Origin of the sequence: Sphingobium sp. SCG-1 (genome assembly GCF_002953135.1) — a bacterium.
In the GTDB taxonomy this organism is placed as follows: domain Bacteria; phylum Pseudomonadota; class Alphaproteobacteria; order Sphingomonadales; family Sphingomonadaceae; genus Sphingobium.
On sequence record NZ_CP026372.1, the window covers coordinates 2,950,660 to 2,967,672 of the forward strand.

General features: G+C 59.1%; 14 protein-coding genes. 11 read left to right on the plus strand and 3 right to left on the minus strand.

The genetic code is table 11. The features are described from left to right. Positions 1-95: 95 nt before the first annotated feature. Together C1T17_RS13450 and C1T17_RS13455 are read left to right on the plus strand one after the other, a co-directional pair. The gene (locus C1T17_RS13450) at positions 96-890 is read left to right on the plus strand and encodes a glucose 1-dehydrogenase (protein WP_104953878.1); all 795 of its coding nucleotides are present in this window, start codon (positions 96-98) and stop codon (positions 888-890) included. A gap of 158 nt (positions 891-1,048) precedes the next feature. Then, a complete protein-coding gene (locus C1T17_RS13455) occupies positions 1,049-3,274 on the plus strand; it encodes a TonB-dependent receptor (RefSeq protein WP_104953879.1) in 2,226 nt (741 codons plus the stop codon). 67 nt (positions 3,275-3,341) lie between these two features. Here C1T17_RS13455 and C1T17_RS13460 read toward each other — a convergent pair whose 3' ends face one another. Continuing rightward, positions 3,342-4,757 (minus strand): aromatic ring-hydroxylating oxygenase subunit alpha, encoded by a 1,416-nt coding sequence (locus C1T17_RS13460; protein WP_104953880.1) that lies wholly within the window; start codon positions 4,755-4,757, stop codon positions 3,342-3,344. A 90-nt stretch (positions 4,758-4,847) separates the two neighbouring features. Next, a complete protein-coding gene (locus tag C1T17_RS13465) occupies positions 4,848-5,615 on the minus strand; it encodes an SDR family oxidoreductase (RefSeq protein ID WP_317617049.1) in 768 nt (255 codons plus the stop codon). Between the two features lie 100 nt (positions 5,616-5,715). Between C1T17_RS13465 and C1T17_RS13470 the strand changes: the two genes are divergently transcribed. From C1T17_RS13470 to C1T17_RS13495, 6 genes are all read left to right on the plus strand, one after another. Beyond that, positions 5,716-6,783: an NADP-dependent oxidoreductase gene (locus C1T17_RS13470; RefSeq protein ID WP_223262606.1), complete on the plus strand. Its 1,068-nt coding sequence runs from the start codon at positions 5,716-5,718 to the stop codon at positions 6,781-6,783. Positions 6,784-6,794: 11 nt separating this feature from the next. After that, a complete protein-coding gene (locus C1T17_RS13475) occupies positions 6,795-7,973 on the plus strand; it encodes an aromatic ring-hydroxylating oxygenase subunit alpha (RefSeq protein WP_104953882.1) in 1,179 nt (392 codons plus the stop codon). A 722-nt stretch (positions 7,974-8,695) separates the two neighbouring features. Beyond that, a complete protein-coding gene (locus C1T17_RS13480; RefSeq protein WP_104953883.1) occupies positions 8,696-10,126 on the plus strand; it encodes a site-specific DNA-methyltransferase in 1,431 nt (476 codons plus the stop codon). Positions 10,127-10,186: 60 nt separating this feature from the next. Continuing rightward, on the plus strand, positions 10,187-10,756 hold the full coding sequence (locus C1T17_RS13485; RefSeq protein WP_145959006.1) for a DUF5681 domain-containing protein: 570 nt from the start codon (positions 10,187-10,189) through the stop codon (positions 10,754-10,756). Continuing rightward, on the plus strand, positions 10,753-12,225 hold the full coding sequence (terL, locus tag C1T17_RS13490; RefSeq protein WP_104953885.1) for a phage terminase large subunit: 1,473 nt from the start codon (positions 10,753-10,755) through the stop codon (positions 12,223-12,225). The genes C1T17_RS13485 and terL overlap by 4 nt, the downstream gene beginning before the upstream one ends. 329 nt (positions 12,226-12,554) lie before the next feature. Then, positions 12,555-12,836 (plus strand): hypothetical protein, encoded by a 282-nt coding sequence (locus C1T17_RS13495; protein ID WP_104953886.1) that lies wholly within the window; start codon positions 12,555-12,557, stop codon positions 12,834-12,836. Between the two features lie 265 nt (positions 12,837-13,101). Here the strand turns inward: C1T17_RS13495 and C1T17_RS13500 are convergent, their stop codons facing one another. After that, positions 13,102-14,103, minus strand: a complete 1,002-nt coding sequence (locus C1T17_RS13500; protein ID WP_104953887.1) for a LysR family transcriptional regulator — start codon at positions 14,101-14,103, stop codon at positions 13,102-13,104. 124 nt (positions 14,104-14,227) lie between these two features. Here C1T17_RS13500 and C1T17_RS13505 point away from each other — a divergent pair, with 124 nt between their 5' ends. From C1T17_RS13505 to C1T17_RS13515, 3 genes are all read left to right on the plus strand, one after another. Then, a complete protein-coding gene (locus C1T17_RS13505; protein WP_223262607.1) occupies positions 14,228-15,214 on the plus strand; it encodes an LLM class oxidoreductase in 987 nt (328 codons plus the stop codon). Between the two features lie 26 nt (positions 15,215-15,240). After that, complete coding sequence (locus tag C1T17_RS13510; RefSeq protein ID WP_104953888.1) at positions 15,241-16,230, plus strand: zinc-dependent alcohol dehydrogenase family protein; 990 nt, start codon at positions 15,241-15,243, stop codon at positions 16,228-16,230. A 365-nt stretch (positions 16,231-16,595) separates the two neighbouring features. After that, positions 16,596-16,880 carry a hypothetical protein gene (locus tag C1T17_RS13515; RefSeq protein WP_104953889.1) on the plus strand — a complete coding sequence of 95 codons (285 nt, stop codon included), beginning with the start codon at positions 16,596-16,598 and terminating at the stop codon, positions 16,878-16,880. Positions 16,881-17,013 lie beyond the last annotated feature (133 nt).

Here is a 17,013-nt window from a genome sequence, read left to right on the forward strand (position 1 = left end):
AAGCGCAACCGCAACAGATTTGAGAGCATCGTCGTGCAAAGTCCCCTCCTCAATATGACAGGTGCGCCGCACGCGGAAGGGCACACGATGTTGGGATGACCCATACCGATCATTCCACGCCGCTTCGGCCCTTCCTCCACCGTCTGGACAATCGCGTCGCGCTGGTGACGGGTGGCGCATCCGGATTAGGCGCGGCCATCGCTGCGCGGCTTGCCGAAGAAGGCGCGAGGGTGTGGGTAGCGGACATCGACTCGCAGGGTGCGGCGGTTCAAGCTTCCCTGCTGAAGAACGGGGCGGCCATTGCATTGGACGTCACCTGCAAAAACCAATGGCACAGCGTGATATCGCGTGTGGAGGACATACACGGGCGGCTCGACATACTCGTTAATAACGCAGGCATTACCACCATGGGCTCTATCGAAACACTCGATGTCGATGCTTTTCGTCATGAACTGGAGATAGACGTGGTTGGGGTGTTCCTCGGTTGCCAAAGCGCGCTGCGGCTGATGCGTACCACGGGTGGTTCGATCATCAACATCGCATCGGCGGCGGGGCTGAAAGCGGATGCGGGGCTGGTAGGCTACAACGCGGCCAAGGCGGCGGTGACGTTGATGACCAAATCAATCGCCCTTCATTGCGCCCGGCAGAAATATGGTATCCGTTGCAACAGCGTCCATCCAGGAGCCATTCACACGCCGATCATCGACAAGGTGCTGGCGCAGGTGCCCAACCCAACGGAAACGATGGATGGGTTCTTGGCGGCGCATCCCATTGGTCATCTTGGCCACCCCGACGATGTCGCCGCGATCGTCGCCTATCTCGCTTCCGATGAGAGCCGATTCGCGACGGGCGCCGCGTTCAGTATAGATGGCGGCATGACGGCGCTCTGACAGATATCGTTGCACTTTTGCAACAGAGCAGATCCTAACAGTAAAAACCTGTGCAAAGTCTCAGTGTCGGGTAGGCCGCAGGCTCTTCATGTTGGTGACGCCGGGGGAAACCATCAAGAAGGACAGACAGTGTCCTGCCCCTCCGCAAAATGGGGAGAATGTCTGTGGCCAACTTCTACGTGCGTCGTCCGGTATTGCTCGCGCTAGGAGCAGCCATGCTGTCGGTCCATCCGGCTCTTGCGCAGATCGAACCATCCCCAGAAGCGGAGACGCCAGACGGTATCAAGGATATCGTCGTGACCGCCCGCCGTCGCGACGAAACATTGCAGCAGACGCCAATCGCGATCACCGCCATCGCCACCGCGCAGTTGGAGAACAAGGCGACGCTGAACATCGGCGACCTGCAAGGCGCGGCACCCAACGTGCTCATCACCAACCAGAATAGCGGTGCTTCGGCGGCCAACGTCTCCATCCGGGGACTTACATTTGCCGACGTGGAAAAGTCCTTCGATCCCACGGTCGCTGTCGTGGTCGACGGGATATTCATCGGCACCAGCACTGGCCAGTTCTTCGACTTCTTCGACATCGAACAGATCGAAATTCTCCGCGGGCCGCAGGGTACGTTATTCGGTCGCAATACGATCGGCGGCGTCATCAATATCCGCCGAACCCGGCCCACCGGTGAGTTCGGCGCGAAGCTGGAAGCAAGCTACGGCAAATTCGACACGATCGCCGGACGCGCTGTCGTCAACGCCTCGATCGTCCCCGACGTTTTGGCGGCCAAGGCTTTCTACTTTCACAATCAGAGCGACGGCTATTATCGCAACGGCATCACCGGCAAGCGAGTCGGTGAAAGCAATAATGAAAATTACGGCGTATCCTTCCTCCTGACGCCCGGCGCCGGGTTTGAAGCACTGCTCACGTTGGAAAGGCAGCAGCAACGGTTCGACCCGGTTAATTCAAACATCACGCAAACCGGCGAATTGTTCTGCGGCCTGGAACCGGCCAACCAGTGCAACCGCAACAACCGCGGCGACCTCTATACCGTGTTCAACGATCCGGCCGTGTCGGATTACGACGCCAAGGCAGTGACTCTGGAGATGACGGCCGACGTAGGGCCATTCGTCATTACGTCCGTCACCGGCTTCCGCAAATCCGACGAGGCGCAGACGCAGGATTTCGATGCATCATCGTCCGACCTCTATTACGTCAACCGCCTTCAGAATTTCCGGCAGTTCAGCCATGAGCTACGTTTTGCCGGGAAGTTCTCCGACAGTTTCGATTATGTCGTCGGCGGGTACTTCTATGACCATGTCTACAATGCGTCGCAGGACACTCGCTTTTTCGGCGGTCCTGCACCGTTCCAGATAACACGTGGCAAATCGACATCCATTGCGGCGTTCGGAGACTTCAACTGGGAAGTCGTCGACCGGGTGCGGCTGTCCTTCGGCGGCCGATGGACGCGGGACAGCAAGTCCAACTATAACAATGTGGGAGGCGTGCAATTCCCGCTCGTCAACTATCGCGGAAACAAGTTCACACCGAAAGTTGGCGTGGACTTCCGCCCCGATGAGCACAATATGGTTTATGCGTCATGGTCGCGCGGCTATCGTTCAGGCGGTTTTTCCGGTCGGGGACAGACGTTCGTGTCCTCCACCACGCCGTTCGGCCCGGAAACAGTCGACAGCTATGAAGCGGGGTACAAGGCTTCCTTCTTCGACAATAAAGTTCAGTTCAACTTCGCGGCTTTCTACTCGGACTACTCGGACCTTCAGCAGAACACCACGATTCCGGTCACGCAGCCAAGCGTCGGCAATGAGACGATTGTAACCAACGTTGGATCGGCCACGGTCAAGGGGCTTGAGGCGGATGTCACCATCCGGCCGACCACAGGCCTGCGGCTGACAGGTTCGATTGGCCTGCTTAAATCCAAGTTCAAGAACTTCATCACGCAGGAGGGTACGCAGGTCCTGGATTATTCTGCCAACAACCTGATCTACAACCCGAAGGTCACCGCCTCGGTCGGCGCTAACTACAAGGTGCCGCTGGGCAGTAGCAGCGACCTGACGTTCGACGTCGGCTATCGCTACATCACGCCCTATGACCAGCAGATTTCCAAGGGTCCGTTCACCGTCGCATCGAATGGCACGATCGTCTATTCCGGCAATGATCCACGCGTGCGGTCGGATCGCCAAGGGCTTCTGGATGCCAGCGCGACCATTGCCTTCGACCTTGGCGGAACGAAAGCCAGAGCCACGATCTATGGCCGAAATCTGACGGATGATCGCGGACCAAACGCGGCGTTCACCGTTGCAGGCCTCTTCTCCTTCGCCTCCGCACGCGAGCCGCGCGCCTATGGTGTGACGCTAGGGCTGGAATTCTAAGAGCCAGGTACAATGACGCAAAAAAAGGGCCGGGATCTCCGGCCCTTTTTCTTCGGCTACCATGAGGTCAATCAGCCAGATATTTCATCAATGTATTCTGAAACTGCCGGATCTGAATTTCCTGATAGTTCGCCAACTGAACCTGGCCATTGAGCGACGCCTTCAATCCCTCGTGCACATAGGGCAGGTTTTCCATGTCCTGTTCGAAAACATCGCCCAAGATGCCCAGTTCGGGCGCTTCGGTCCACTTCTGCGCATCGGTCAGAAACTTCATTGGCGGCGCCTTGGGGTGCGGCTGGCCGGGCGGCACGCGCGTCAGGATACGCACTTCCATCAGGCAATGATCGACATCATGCCACGGCCGCCAGCGATAGACGATGTTAGGCTGGAAGCCGGCCCACGGGCTGAAGTTCGGAAACACATTATATAGCAGCGCGTCCATCATCTCAGCATCGGACGCGAAGCTGACGTCGTGGCCAAACATCTTGGTCGTCGTCTCACGCAGGCTGGCGCCCAGAGCAGCGCGCGCCGTCATGCCGGCGGGCACCTTCACGTTGTAGCCCCCCTCCTCCTGCGCTGCACCCTCATCGTAATTGTCGGACGAACGGCCGTTATACTTGACGAATTCGTCTACGATCCATTGCTGGTCCTTGCCCTCCGGATCGATATGCGGTGACATCGTACCGAACGGTGTCACCGTCAGATTCACATGATCGCCATAAATGTTATACATGGAATTGGCGTCGCCCGTGAACGGCAGCAGCTGCGGATGAGTGACGACGGTGTGCCAGCTCTCCATGAAAGCCTCCATCACGACTTTCCAGTTGGCAGGAACCACCTTGCCCACCCAGATGACGGTGGCGCATTCCTCATGCTTCCAGCGTGTGAAGTGCTCGGGGATGGGCGCCAGAAACTCCTCAAGGCTCGGTCCTTCAGCCGCTTCACGCAGGAAGATATAGCCGCCCCACTGTCCCACGGAAATCTCAGGCAAGCGCATCGTCTCGTCGGACAAGTGCGAGAAGTCCCAGCGGCAAGGGATTTGCTTTAAGGAGCCGTCATTGTTCCAGGTGAAGCCGTGGAATGGGCACTGGAGTTCTGCCGTCCAGCCATCCTGCGTCTTCAGCTTGCGTCCGCGATGCAGGCACACATTGGCGAAAGACCGGACGGAGCCGTCCTCCTGCCGCACAATGATAAAAGAACGCCCGGCATTTTCGTACACCACATAATCGCCCGGCTCGGGCAGTTCCTCTTCGCGTGCCGCCATCTGCCACACGCGCGGCCACATGCGCTGGTTCTCCAGAGCGAAAAACGCCGGATCGGTGTAGCGCATCGCCGGGATCGGGTCAGATCCCAGATTCTCGTATTCGTCTTCATAAAGAAATTCCGGCACCGGGTTCGTGTCGGCCAGAGCGAGATCGCGGACCGAAGTGCCGGGACAGCGCGGGAGCGGCGTGCCCTTTATCTTGGAATCGCGTTCGGCCATCTATCCTGTCTCCTGATTTTCATGCGCTTTCATACATCTGCGTGAATGCCGAAGCGACCTATGGATTGCGTCAGGCACCACGCCACGAAGTCACTGCGCCGTCATACCGCCGTCCACCACGAATTCGGCGCCAGTAATATATTTCGCGTCGTCCGAGGCAAGGAATGCGATCATGGCACCGATATCGTCGGGATCGCCCAATCTTCCCATGGGAATGGCGTTCTCGATTATGTCGAATTGTTCCTTGTTGTCCGCAATTGCGACATCCTGCATCTCCGTCCAGATCGATCCGGGGTGCACGGAGTTGACACGGATCTGCTCCCGTGCGGCTTCCATCGCAATGGCCTTCGTCATCAGCCGGACGCCGCCCTTGCTCGCAGCATAAGCAGCACAACCGGGCACGCCCACCAGCCCAGCTATCGAAGACAGGTTGATGATCGACCCGCCGCTGCCCTGCTTGCGCATCTGTTCCAGTCCGGCCTTGCAACCAAGATAGACGCTGTTGAGATTGACGTTCAACTGATGGTCCCAAGAGCTCTTGGTCATGTCGCTCATCATCTTGAGTACAGCGATGCCCGCATTGTTGACTAGGATGTCGACGCCGCCCAATTTCTGCACCGCCTCTTTCATGACGGATGCCCATGCCGCCTCATCCGTCACGTCATGAGGCAACGCATAGGCTTCGTATCCCAACGTGGTCAGTTCGGCCGCGCGATCGGCCACTCTTGCACCGTCGATGTCAGTCAGGAACAGCTTTGCACCCTGTTCGCCCATCTTGCGCGCGGCCGAGAAGCCAAGACCTTTGGGCGATGCCACGCCGGTCACAAGCGCGTTCTTGCCGCGCAAGTCGATCATCATCGCCAAATCCTCACCTTGTTCATCGTGAGGATTGAGCGGCCTAAAATGCAGGGCGGGCAACTAGCGCTAGTCAGAGGAACAACTGGAGGGAGTCCACTTTATGATCCGGAATATTCTGCGGACGGCTGTGGGCAAGGACTGGACAATGACGCGCACTAACCGCCGTATCACTCTTGCGCGGCGGCCAGTGGGCGTGCCTGTGCCGCAGGATTTCAGCTTTTCCGACGATTCCGTGAAGCCACTGGAGGACGGGCAGATGCTTGTCCGCAATCGCGTGTTGGCGATGGACCCCGCAATCCGGGGGTTTCTGGACGACCGGGCAAGCTATCTGCCGCCGGTGGCGATTGGTGAAGTCGTGCGCGGCATGACGCTAGGCGAGGTCGTCGAAAGCCGCACTCCCGGCTTCGCACCGGGAGATATCGTCCGCTCGCTCGCGGGATGGGAGGATTACAGCGTGCTCACGGCCGACGCACTTGGCCTTGAAAAGCTGGAAATCACCGATCGGGCGCAGCTTTCGCTCTACATGGGTACGCTCGGCCCGTCCGGACTGACCGCTTATGTGGGCCTCTTCGCCATTGGCTCGATCAAGTCCGGAGATGTCGTTGCCATCAGTGCCGCCGCAGGTGCCGTCGGCAATGTTGCGGGACAGATTGCACGACTCTCCGGTTGCCGCACGATAGCCATTGCAGGAGGCATGGAGAAAAGCGCGCTTTGCCGCGATTTAGGCTTCGATGCGGTTATCGACCATCGCGCCGCCGGAGCATTGGACGACAAGATCGCGGAGGCAGCACCGGATGGAATCGACATTTACTTCGACAACGTAGGGGGCGCGGTTCTGGACACCATATTGCCGCACATGCGAGATTTCGGGCGGGTCGTGATCTGCGGAATGATTGCCAACTACAACAACGCGGACGAGCAATATCCCATCCGCAATCTGTGGCAGTTGCTGGTCAAGCGCGCGACGATGCGCGGGTTCCTGACCTATGACCATCCGGAGTATCTGGGCGAGGCGCAAAAGCGTATCAATGATTGGGTAAAGACGGGCGCTCTGCGTCCATTGGAGAACATCAGCCACGGGCTTTCGGCAGCGCCGGACGCCTTCATTCGCCTGATGCAGGGCCATACGACTGGCAAGACCGTCGTCTGTCTGGACGCGCAGGAGTAGGAGCAGGACATATGGGCTACAACGAAACCATCGGTCGCGAAGCCGAAAAGATGCTGGAATATGTGGAGACCGGCACGACCGACTGCGCTGACGGCACCATGGAAGTGCCCGCGACAGCCTATACCGACCCCGCCTATTTTGAGCAGGAGATGGCCGAAATATTTTTCAAACTGCCGCTGCTTGCCGCCCTCACGGCAGAGATGCCCAATCCGGGCGACTACAAATCCATGGAGTTGATGGGCAAGCCTATCCTCATAACGCGCAGGACCGATGGCAGTGTCGCCGCGATGCTCAACGTCTGCACGCATCGCGGCATGATCCTGAAGCCGGAGGGTTATGGCAATGCCAAGCGTCTCTCATGCCCCTATCATGCCTGGACGTTCGCCAATGATGGCAAGTTGCTGGGCGTAGCCGATCCGCAGAAGTTTGGACCAGTTTGCAAAGAGGACCGCAATCTTACCAGACTTCCTGCCGTGGAAGCAGGTGGCATTATCTGGGTATGCCTGACGCCCGGCGCGGAAATCGATATCGCACGGCATTTGGGCGGAATGTTGGATGACCTCAACTCCTATAAACTCGACCAGTGGCATTATTGCGGCTCACGCAGGATTTACGGCGCGAACTGGAAGATCGCCTATGACGGCTATCTGGAAGGCTATCACTTCGCCGCCGCGCACCCTGAGACGATCCATCCGCGCACCTTCAGCAACATCATGCACTTCACTGCGCTCGGACCGCACATGCGCGTCGGATACCCGCAGGTACGGATCAAGGAAGCACTGGAAGCATTACCGCGCGATAGCTGGGGCGAGCATGAGAATGAAGGGTTCGACTTCGTACGGACCATCTTCCCCAATGTCAGCATCTTCTTCGCGCCGGAGATCACGCAAGTCGCTCAGCTAATTCCCGGTCCCACGCCCGACAAGAACACCACGAACCTACTGTTCATCCGCCGTGAAGCACCAAAGGATGACGAGGATGCGTCGGGCATAGAATCCATGATGGACTGGCTGGCCGAGGTAGTGGATCGCGAGGATTATGGCGTAGGCCTTCAGGTGCAGCGTGGATTGGCGTCCGGCGCAATCAAGTCCGTGATTTTTGGGCAAAACGAACGCGGAAACCAGTATTTCCATCGCACGATCGACTATATGCTCAGCAACGATCCTAACAAGCGCATCCCCGACCTTTAAACCGTTAGAGTTCGCAAGGCCGACCGGCCGCCCGAGCTTATACAGGAAAGCCCAGGTCGCGGATGCGACTGCCCGGCGTCTGAGGGCGAACAAATAATGGTGCAGGGTGCAGTCCTGAGCGAACCGGTCTCTGGTATCATTTCCCTGTTAGTAGCCGTTTAGCAGGGAATTTCATCAAACTTAGGGAATTTGCCGGTTTTCCAGCCGTGTGTGGCTCCAGTGTTTTCAGCGGTTTGCGGACTAAATTCCCTAAGCAGGGCAGCAGGGAATTTTCTCTCATATGCAGGGAAAGTTATGCCCCGTGAAGGACGCGGCAGGGACACAGAACGTCAGCGCATATGAGGCCGCGGTAGCAGCTCAATTTCCTGCGGATTGCTTTGCCGGAGGATGGTTGTCCTGGACATGTGTGGCCTTCGAGCTCGTCATCGCGTTGCTGCGAGCGCCGTGTTGACGGGCTCCCACGACAGCGGCCGCACGCGAGCGTCGTCGGCCATGTCTCAGTAGTACCTATGATGACGCAAAGTTGATGACAGCATAGATTTTATGTCAATCTATTTTTGTAGTATAATTAGGAGACGTGGTCATGTCACGCAGCTTCTTTTTTGCTGACCATCTGGTGCCGATCGGAATGTCATGTATTTTAATTGGGGTCAGGGACGTCCTTCTCCTTGACCATTAGCCACATACCGGAAGTGATTAGCCGGCTTCATGAAAGTATAACGATGACTACCATAGTAAAAGCCAAACGCGCTGGTCGTGCCTCTGGCAGTGCAGTAGCCCCTGCCCTCTCCAATCAACTCGGTGCCATTGAACAGCGGCTTGGACCGATAGCCTATCTGCCGCTCGACGCGCTCAAGCGCTATGAGGGAAATCCGCGCAAACATCCCGAAAAGCAGCTGGTCAAGTTGGAAGCCTCGATCCGCAACTTTGGCTTCACCATTCCGGTGCTCCTCGACAGTGACAATATCATCATCGCTGGCGAAGCAAGGGTGGAAGCGGCACGAAGAGCGGGCATGCGCGAAGTGCCGGTCCTCGTTGCCGACCATTGGAGCCAGGCACAGGTGCGCGCCTATCGGCTGATCGACAACCGTCTGGCTGAACATGCGCAGTGGGATCGGGAGCTTCTCGCAGTAGAGTTCGCCGCCATCATTGATATGGGCGAAGTCTCGGTCGATCTGCTCGGTTGGGAGATCGGCGAAATAGATGTCCTGCTTGAAGAGCAGGCAGACAATGCTGCCGGCTGTGATGAAGCTGACGCCGTGCCGCCGTTACCCGTAGTGCCGGTAACCCGTACCGGCGACATCTGGTTGCTGGGCAAGCACCGCCTGATCTGCGGGTCTTCTCTGGACCTTAGTGTGTGGGAAAGGCTGATGGATGGGGCGAGCGGTACAATGGCCTTTACCGATCCACCGTATAATGTGCCGATCGTAGGTCATGTCTCGGGTCTAGGGCAAGCGCGTCACGAGGAATTTGCAATGGCGTGCGGGGAAATGAGCCGCGCCGAGTTCATCGAATTTCTGGCGGGCTTTCTGGAAGCCATGTGCGCGCATTTGGCTGACGGTGCCATGGTCGATGTCTGCATGGATTGGCGGCACATTTACGAGCTACAGGTCGCCGTCGAAAAAGTCGGACTGTCCATCCTCAACATGTGCGTCTGGAATAAGGCCAATGGGGGAATGGGGTCCCTCTACCGGGCCAAATATGAGCTGGTATTAATCTGCAAGAAGGGCACTGGCCCCCATGTCAATAATGTCGAACTGGGCAAGCATGGCCGATATCGGACTTCAGTATGGGATTATGCTGGCGTTAATAGCTTCTCCAGCACCCGCATGCAAGATCTGGCCGATCATCCTACCGTAAAGCCCATAGCGCTCGTCGCTGATGCGATCCGCGACGTGACCCGACCCGGGGCTATCGTCACCGATGCGTTCATGGGTTCGGGCACGACGATATTGGCGGCCGAGCGGGCGGGACGGATCGCCTATGGCGTCGAGATCGCGCCTGGCTATGTCGACGTCGCGCTGCGCCGCTGGGAGGCGATGACCGGTCGTGAGGCGCTGCTCGCGGCAACTGGGCAGAGCTTCCGCGAAGTGGCGGCTGTTCGTCTCAGCGAAGCTGATGAAACGCCTGCCGGCATCGCTGTTGCAGCCTGATCTTACGGCCACGGCCTTTGTGGCCGCAGCCTCACATCTTCTCACCGAAAGAATACCACCATGACTATCCTGTCCGATACCTCTATCGTTCCCCAACCCGTCATCAATCCTCGGCCCCGCACCCGGGTCGTGCCTGTTCATCAGAGCGATGCGAAACCCACTCCCGAAGCTATGCCGCTGAACCCTATCGGCCTGCCCACTGCTGAGCTCACTCAAGCCACCGCACAATCGAGCTACGAGATCGGCTATGGCAAGCCACCGGTGCACAGCCGCTTTGCCAAGGGACAGTCGGGCAATCCCAACGGACGCGCCAAGCGGATAAAGACCCTGAACGTCATTGTGCGAGAGCAGATGACGCAAGCCGTCACCATCCGGAGCGGCGGCCGTGACAAGAAGGTCAGTCGCGCCGAGGCACTGGTCATGAAGGCTATGGAAGCTGCGTCAAAGGGTGACTTGCGCGCCATTGAAAAGCTTCTTGTCCGCTTTGCCGCGGCAATGCCGGACAAGGTGGATGAGCTTGACGAGGCAATAAGGGCTGAGGCCGAACCGCTCACTGCCACTGACGCAGCAACGCTCGATGCCTTGCGCCAGATGATGGCCGCTGATCTGGATAAAGGACTGGCGTCATGACCTTCGAACGCAATCTGCTGGCCGCAGCCCGTCGCACGCACCTCCTCGCCTTTCTGATGAAGGTATTTGAAACCCTGCACCCTGGAGAGCCGCCGCTCGACGCCGTCTGGTATTTGCAGGCTATGTGCAATGGCCTGGAGGCAGTCGGGCGTGGCGAGAAGACCCGCTATATGATCGCGGTGCCCCCGCGCCATCTCAAGTCGATCACAACCGCAGTCGCCTTTACCGCCTGGATGTTGGGGCACAAGCCAGCGATGAAGATCATGGTCGCAACCTATAGCCAGGACTTGGCGCGCAAACATGCCGACGGGTGCCGCACGGTTATGGATAGCGAATGGTATCGCAGGCTCTTTCCCGCCACCCGGATCAAGGATGGCGGCAATCGCCAGCTTGAGACCATTACGACGGCCGGCGGATCGCGCAAAGCCGTCTCGCTTGGTGGATCGGTGACAGGGCATGGCGCTGATCTCATCATCGTCGACGACTTGATGATGGCGGACGAAGCGTTCAGCGCTACGGCACGCGAGAATGTCAGGCGCTGGTTCGACAATACGCTGGTCAGTCGTCTCAACAGCAAGCGATTGGGTGCGATCGTCTCAATCCAGCAGCGGCTGCATGAAGATGATCTGCCCGCCTATCTGATCGAGAAAGGCTATGAGACGCTGATCCTGCCGGCCACCGCAGAGCGTGACGAGCGTATTCCCATTGGTGCGGGCCTCGTTCACCACCGCCGTGTTGGCGACCTGCTTAACCCCGGTCGTGAGGATGCGAGCGATCTCGCCCGCATTCGTCGGGAGATGGGTCCACAGGCTTATGCCGCGCAGTATCAGCAGAACCCCGTGGTGCCCGAAGGCAATATCGTCCGGATCGAATGGTTCGGCCGGGTCGATGCGCTTCCCGCTCGCGAGGAGTGCCAGACGGTCATCCAGAGTTGGGACACGGCCTTGTCGGACTCGCCCACCAGTGACTACAGCGTCTGTCTCACCATGGGCTGGCATCAGGGGCGCTGGTATCTGCTCGACGTCTTACGCGACCGGCTTGGCTATCCCGATCTGCGCCGCGCTGTCCTACGGCAGAACCGACTATGGCGTCCTGACCACGTCGTGATCGAGCAAGCCGGCAGTGGCATATCGCTCTGGCAGGACTTCCATTCCGAACGGCGCGCTAATGGCCGCAGCGCCTTCCTGCCGCGGATGATGCAGCCGTGGGCCTGCAAGGAAGCACGGATGATGGGGCAGACCGGGCAACTGGAAGCAGGTGTGTGCGTGTTGCCCAATGAAGCGCCCTGGCTTGACGCCTTCGTGAATGAACTGCGAGCATTCCCTGGCCGTCATGACGATCAGGCCGATGCACTCAGCCAGTTTCTCGAGTTCGCCATGACCAGCCGCGCCTGGCTCCATGAGGAGCGTGATCCCGTAACCGGACGCTTGCTCCGGATCAACCGACCCGATCGGATCAACCGGAAGTAATGATAGCGTGCACGGGAGACGAGGTTGTCTCCCGTGCACGTCTTGAGACCGCTTCGTGCCCGTTGCCGGAGGCTAGTGACGACGTGAGGCTTGAGTGACAACCACGTATAACCTCGTGCGCTCGGCAAATCTGTACACGCGTAATGAAACATCAGCATGCCCATTCGCGATGAACTGCGAAGCGCATCATTTTGACATACCTCTTATTATCGTACTTAGAGACTGTAAGCGGTGGATTTTATATCGAAGTGCAAATTTCCTAGACTTATGGGGTTTACCCCTTTTGCAGGAAGGTGTTCGAGTAATGGAATCCTATCGACATCTGCGGCTTGAAGATTGCCGCGCTGTCTTTCAGCTGGGAAGCTGGCCGGTCTGTAAGCGAGATCGAACTCATCTGCATCGCCATCCCTCTACGATCTACCGAGAGCATCCGCCGTAACCGCCATCATGACGTGCATCCGCCATTTCGTTGCTATTTCCCCACCATGGCCCACGGCAAGGCGGCTGCCCGCCGGGTGCGCGGTGCCAAAGTCGCCCGGGATCCGCGGCTGGCAGCCTATATTGTCGACCGGTTGGCAGCGGCGTGGTCGCCCGAGCAAATAGCGGGCTAGGTGCGGTGCCATCACCTTGCTGGCCTGTCGAAATCTCCCGAGACCATCCACTCGCAGCGCGATATTGGAAGAAGCTAATGGGTTGATCGACGGCCTGGCTTGAACCGGGCCGTCACTTTGGATCGCGACCTCTACCGTTCGGACGACGCGCACGGCCGATAAATCAATCCAGAACCAGCGTTCAATCGAAAGAGGCTAGTGCATGCCGGCACGGACCGAATGGGGTCAGGCCGCGTTGACGGCAGGTTCGCGAAACGAGGAGGGGTTACGGATCCTTCAGATCTCGACTGCGTCGATCTCGTCTTCCGTCAGGCCCGCCTCGCGCAGCAGCTCGCGTGTATGCCTTGCCGCCGACCGGACGAAGCCATTCGTCAGTGGACGATGCCACTATCTCCGCCACCCAGTCGATGAATACCCGCACCTGCGGCGCCAGGTGCTGTCGATTGGGGTACATGATCGAGAGCGGCCACAGGATCGTTCGCATGGCCCGCACGACCTCCACGAGCTTGCCGCTCGCGAGATGCTCGGCAACGACCAGCCCGGGCACCTGGATCAGGCCCAACCCGTTTAGCGCACAGGCGACGAACGCTTCGGTGTCATTGACCATAATCCCACTGCGCAGGTTGAATTGCGGAATGCCGGCGTCTTCAGGCATCGACCAGGCGATCGGACGATAGCCGCGACCCGAAAAGTAGTTCACCGCTTGGTGCTGTCGAAGATCCTCGACTGTCCCCGGCGTGCCGTGCGCCTCCAAATAGTCCGGCGATCCGCACACGACTATCGTCATCGTCGCCAGCTTGCGCGCGATCATGCTGGTGGGTGCAAGCTCGCCAATCCGCAGTACGCAGTCGACGCCATCTGCCAGCAGATCAACGGGCTGATCGCTGACGCCTAGGATGACATCAACCTCCGGGTAGAGCGCCCTGAACTCCGCGATACGATGGATGATGAGGGGCCGGGCAAGCGCGACCGGGATGTCGACGCGCAACCGGCCTCGCGGCGCGACGGAGCTGGCACCGAACAGGTTCCGGGTCTCGGATATGTCGGTCAGCAGGCGGGTTGCCCGATCATAAAGGCGCTCCCCCTCGGCAGTCAGGCTGGTCCGCCGCGTCGTGCGCTGAAGCAGACGCGCGCCGAGCGCCGCTTCCAATGCGTTGATCGCGTTGGTGACACTAGGCCGCGGCATTCGAAGCCCTTCCGCGGCACGGGAGAAGCTGCCGTTATCGGCGACGGCTACGAAAATGCTGAGTTGCTGGGGAAAATCCATTATGCAAATTTGTTGTCCATATTGCTAACAATCAAGTTCTAAATTGATGGCTTATACCTAGCAGGAGACGCGCCTATCTCATTCTCATCAAAGCGGCACGGCCGCTTTATGAAGGATGGCGAGCATGGTTGTCATGAAGGCGGACAGGCGAGAGAGGCTGGAGACCCAAGGATTTCAGGCCCATGCTGGCTACTCGCGCGTATTTCAACCAAGCAAGCTCACGTTCGGCTTCATCGCGCCGCTCGAGAGCTATCCTAACCAGCCCGCACCATCGATGCGCGATCATTTGGCGCTCGCCCGTACAGCTGATGAGGCTGGCTTCTCCGCGATCTGGCTGCGCGACGTGCCGTTTTACGATCCATCGTTTGGTGATCTCGGCCAGGTCTTCGATCCCATCGCATATGCCGGCTTTCTGGCTGCCGTGACGACGCGGATCGCCATCGGCACCGCCGGGATCGTCATGCCGCTGCGCGATCCACTCGCCATCGCTAAGCAGGCCACCACACTTAGCCACCTGACCGGCAACCGCTTTATCCTCGGCCTGTCCACCGGTGATCGTCCGGTCGAATATCCCGCCTTCGGCATGGACTTCGACAGCCGGGCCGATCGCTTCCGTGACGCCTATGCGATGATCCGGGCTGTTACCGAGCAAGACTTTCCACAGCATCGCTCTACGCACTTCGGCGCGCTCGATGGCTCGCTGGATATGATGCCGAAGCCAATCGGCGACCGCCTGCCGATCATCACGGTCGGCCGAGCTGGTCAGAGCGTCGAATGGCTTGCTAAGAATAGCGACGGCTGGATCTGGCATCAAAGCGATTTCAATCGGCTGGGTAATGTGGTTGCTCAGTGGCGGGCCGCGATACCGGGCGGGCAGTTCAAGCCCTACGGCTATGGCACCTTCTTTGATCTCGACCGCAATCTGGACGCGCCACTCCGCCAGACGCGCGGCCTGTCTATCGGTCGCAAGGCGCTGATCGAGCTGTGGAAGCGCCAGCGTGACCTTGGGGTGAGCCATGTCGCGCTCAACCTGAAGATGGCCCGGCGCCCAGCCTCTGAGATGATGGACGAACTCGGCGAACACGTCCTCCCCCTGTTCCATGCCGGCTGACCGGCACTCTCACGAAGGAAAGACTTATGACCCGTGTTGTACGTTTCCACGAATACGGCCCCGCAGATGTGCTGCGCATCGATGACATCGAGGTTCCCGCACCTGCCGCCGATGAGGTGCAGATCGCCGTTCGAGCGATCGGCCTGAACCGCGCGGAAGTGATGTTCCGCAACGGTGCCTACTTACAGGAGGCGAACTTTCCGTCGCACCTCGGCTACGAGGCCGCGGGGACCGTCAAGACGACCGGCAGCGATGTGTCCGGTTTTGCCGAAGGCGATGCCGTCAGCGTCATTCCGACGCTCGATATGTCGCGCTGGTTCACCTATGGCGAAGTCATCAACATTCCGGCGCGCTACGTCGTGAAGCATCCGGCCGCCCTTTCGTTCGAGAAGGCAGCCGCATCCTGGATGAAGTATGTCACGGCATGGGGCGCACTGATCGATCAGGCGAAGCTCACCGCCGACGATTTCCTCATCGTGTCGGCCGCGTCGAGCAGCGTTGGCATCGCCGCGATCCAGATGGGTCGGAGCGTCGGCGCGACCGTGATCGCGACCACCCGCACGAACGCCAAGGCGCAGGCGCTGATCGATGCCGGTGCGCATCATGTGATCGCCACCGCCGAAGATGACCTGGCGGCGCGCGTGAACGAGATCACCGGCGGCAAGGGTGCCCGCGTGGTGTTCGATCCGATCGGTGGGCCTGCGATCGCCCAGTTCGCAGAAGTCATGGCGGTGGGCGGCATTCTGCTTGAATATGGTGCCCTCAGCCCCGACGAGGGTCCGTTCCCGCAGTTCGCTGTGCTGGGCAAGAGCCTGACCCTCAAGGGTTATCTCTACACCGAGATCGTCAGCGATGACGCCGCGCTCGCGCGCGCCAAGGCCTTCATCACCGAGGGTCTGGAGAGCGGCAAGCTCGATCCGCTGGTGTCTCGGACGTTCCTGTTCGACGAAATCCAGGAAGCGACGCGCTTCCTCGAATCCAACGAGCAGATTGGTAAGATTGTCGTCACCCTGTGACGAACGCCGGACGTTGCGGAGCGCAGAATTGCTCCGCAGCCTCGGTGAGGAGCAAGATGTCCCGGTGAGATTCGACTCGCCTTTCTGACTTTCCTCATTTTATCAGTTTGCACGCCAGCGTCCATCCAGGCTGCCGATTGGAAAGGAACATTCTCGTGGTGCGCGCTATCCGCTTCCACAAACCGGCGGCAATGAGGTCCTCAAGATCGACGAGGTCCCGACACCATAGCTCAGGGCGGGCGAAGGCCTCATTCAGGTACGCCACTCGGTCTGAACCCGCGCCCACAGCACGGTTCGTATGGCATGGTTTATAAGCGAGCCGCCGTTCCGGGCGACCTTCGGCTACGAGCCTGCTGGAACGTTTGATGCAGTCAGTCGGGCTTGACGGGTTCGGTGAAGGCGATCGTGTTCCCCAATCACTGCCAGAAGAGATCACGGCGCGTCGACATCGGTTCCCAACCCATGAGGGCGGCAATCGCGAATCTATCGAAGCAAGTCCACGGCCCGATTTCAATCGACGCCAAAATCGACAGCTGAAGAGTCGCGCCATCAAAGGCAACATGACGCCGGCGGAAGCGGCGGTCCTGCTGCTCAAGGAGAACGGACTGGAAGCCATGCCTATCAAGCACAGAATTGGCATTGGCCGCTAAGACCAGGACGCCATTCGACGCCAGGATCACGGCTCTTTCCAGTAAATTCCAAGGTGTGCGAAAGCTGGACGCATCACCCGCGCGCGCGCATCGGTGCTGCGTTGCCGGCTCGCCAGCGTAGCCGCCAGCGCGC

Bases quoted from the DNA above. Each gene is read 5' to 3' on its own strand.
- C1T17_RS13450 (WP_104953878.1), top strand. From the start codon at position 96: ATGACCCATACCGATCATTCCACGCCGCTTCGGCCCTTCCTCCACCGT.
- C1T17_RS13455 (WP_104953879.1), top strand. From the start codon at position 1,049: ATGTCTGTGGCCAACTTCTACGTGCGTCGTCCGGTATTGCTCGCGCTA.
- C1T17_RS13460 (WP_104953880.1), bottom strand. From the start codon at position 4,757: ATGGCCGAACGCGATTCCAAGATAAAGGGCACGCCGCTCCCGCGCTGT.
- C1T17_RS13465 (WP_317617049.1), bottom strand. From the start codon at position 5,615: ATGATGATCGACTTGCGCGGCAAGAACGCGCTTGTGACCGGCGTGGCA.
- C1T17_RS13470 (WP_223262606.1), top strand. From the start codon at position 5,716: ATGATCCGGAATATTCTGCGGACGGCTGTGGGCAAGGACTGGACAATG.
- C1T17_RS13475 (WP_104953882.1), top strand. From the start codon at position 6,795: ATGGGCTACAACGAAACCATCGGTCGCGAAGCCGAAAAGATGCTGGAA.
- C1T17_RS13480 (WP_104953883.1), top strand. From the start codon at position 8,696: ATGACTACCATAGTAAAAGCCAAACGCGCTGGTCGTGCCTCTGGCAGT.
- C1T17_RS13485 (WP_145959006.1), top strand. From the start codon at position 10,187: ATGACTATCCTGTCCGATACCTCTATCGTTCCCCAACCCGTCATCAAT.
- terL (WP_104953885.1), top strand. From the start codon at position 10,753: ATGACCTTCGAACGCAATCTGCTGGCCGCAGCCCGTCGCACGCACCTC.
- C1T17_RS13500 (WP_104953887.1), bottom strand. From the start codon at position 14,103: ATGGATTTTCCCCAGCAACTCAGCATTTTCGTAGCCGTCGCCGATAAC.
- C1T17_RS13505 (WP_223262607.1), top strand. From the start codon at position 14,228: ATGGTTGTCATGAAGGCGGACAGGCGAGAGAGGCTGGAGACCCAAGGA.
- C1T17_RS13510 (WP_104953888.1), top strand. From the start codon at position 15,241: ATGACCCGTGTTGTACGTTTCCACGAATACGGCCCCGCAGATGTGCTG.
- C1T17_RS13515 (WP_104953889.1), top strand. From the start codon at position 16,596: ATGCAGTCAGTCGGGCTTGACGGGTTCGGTGAAGGCGATCGTGTTCCC.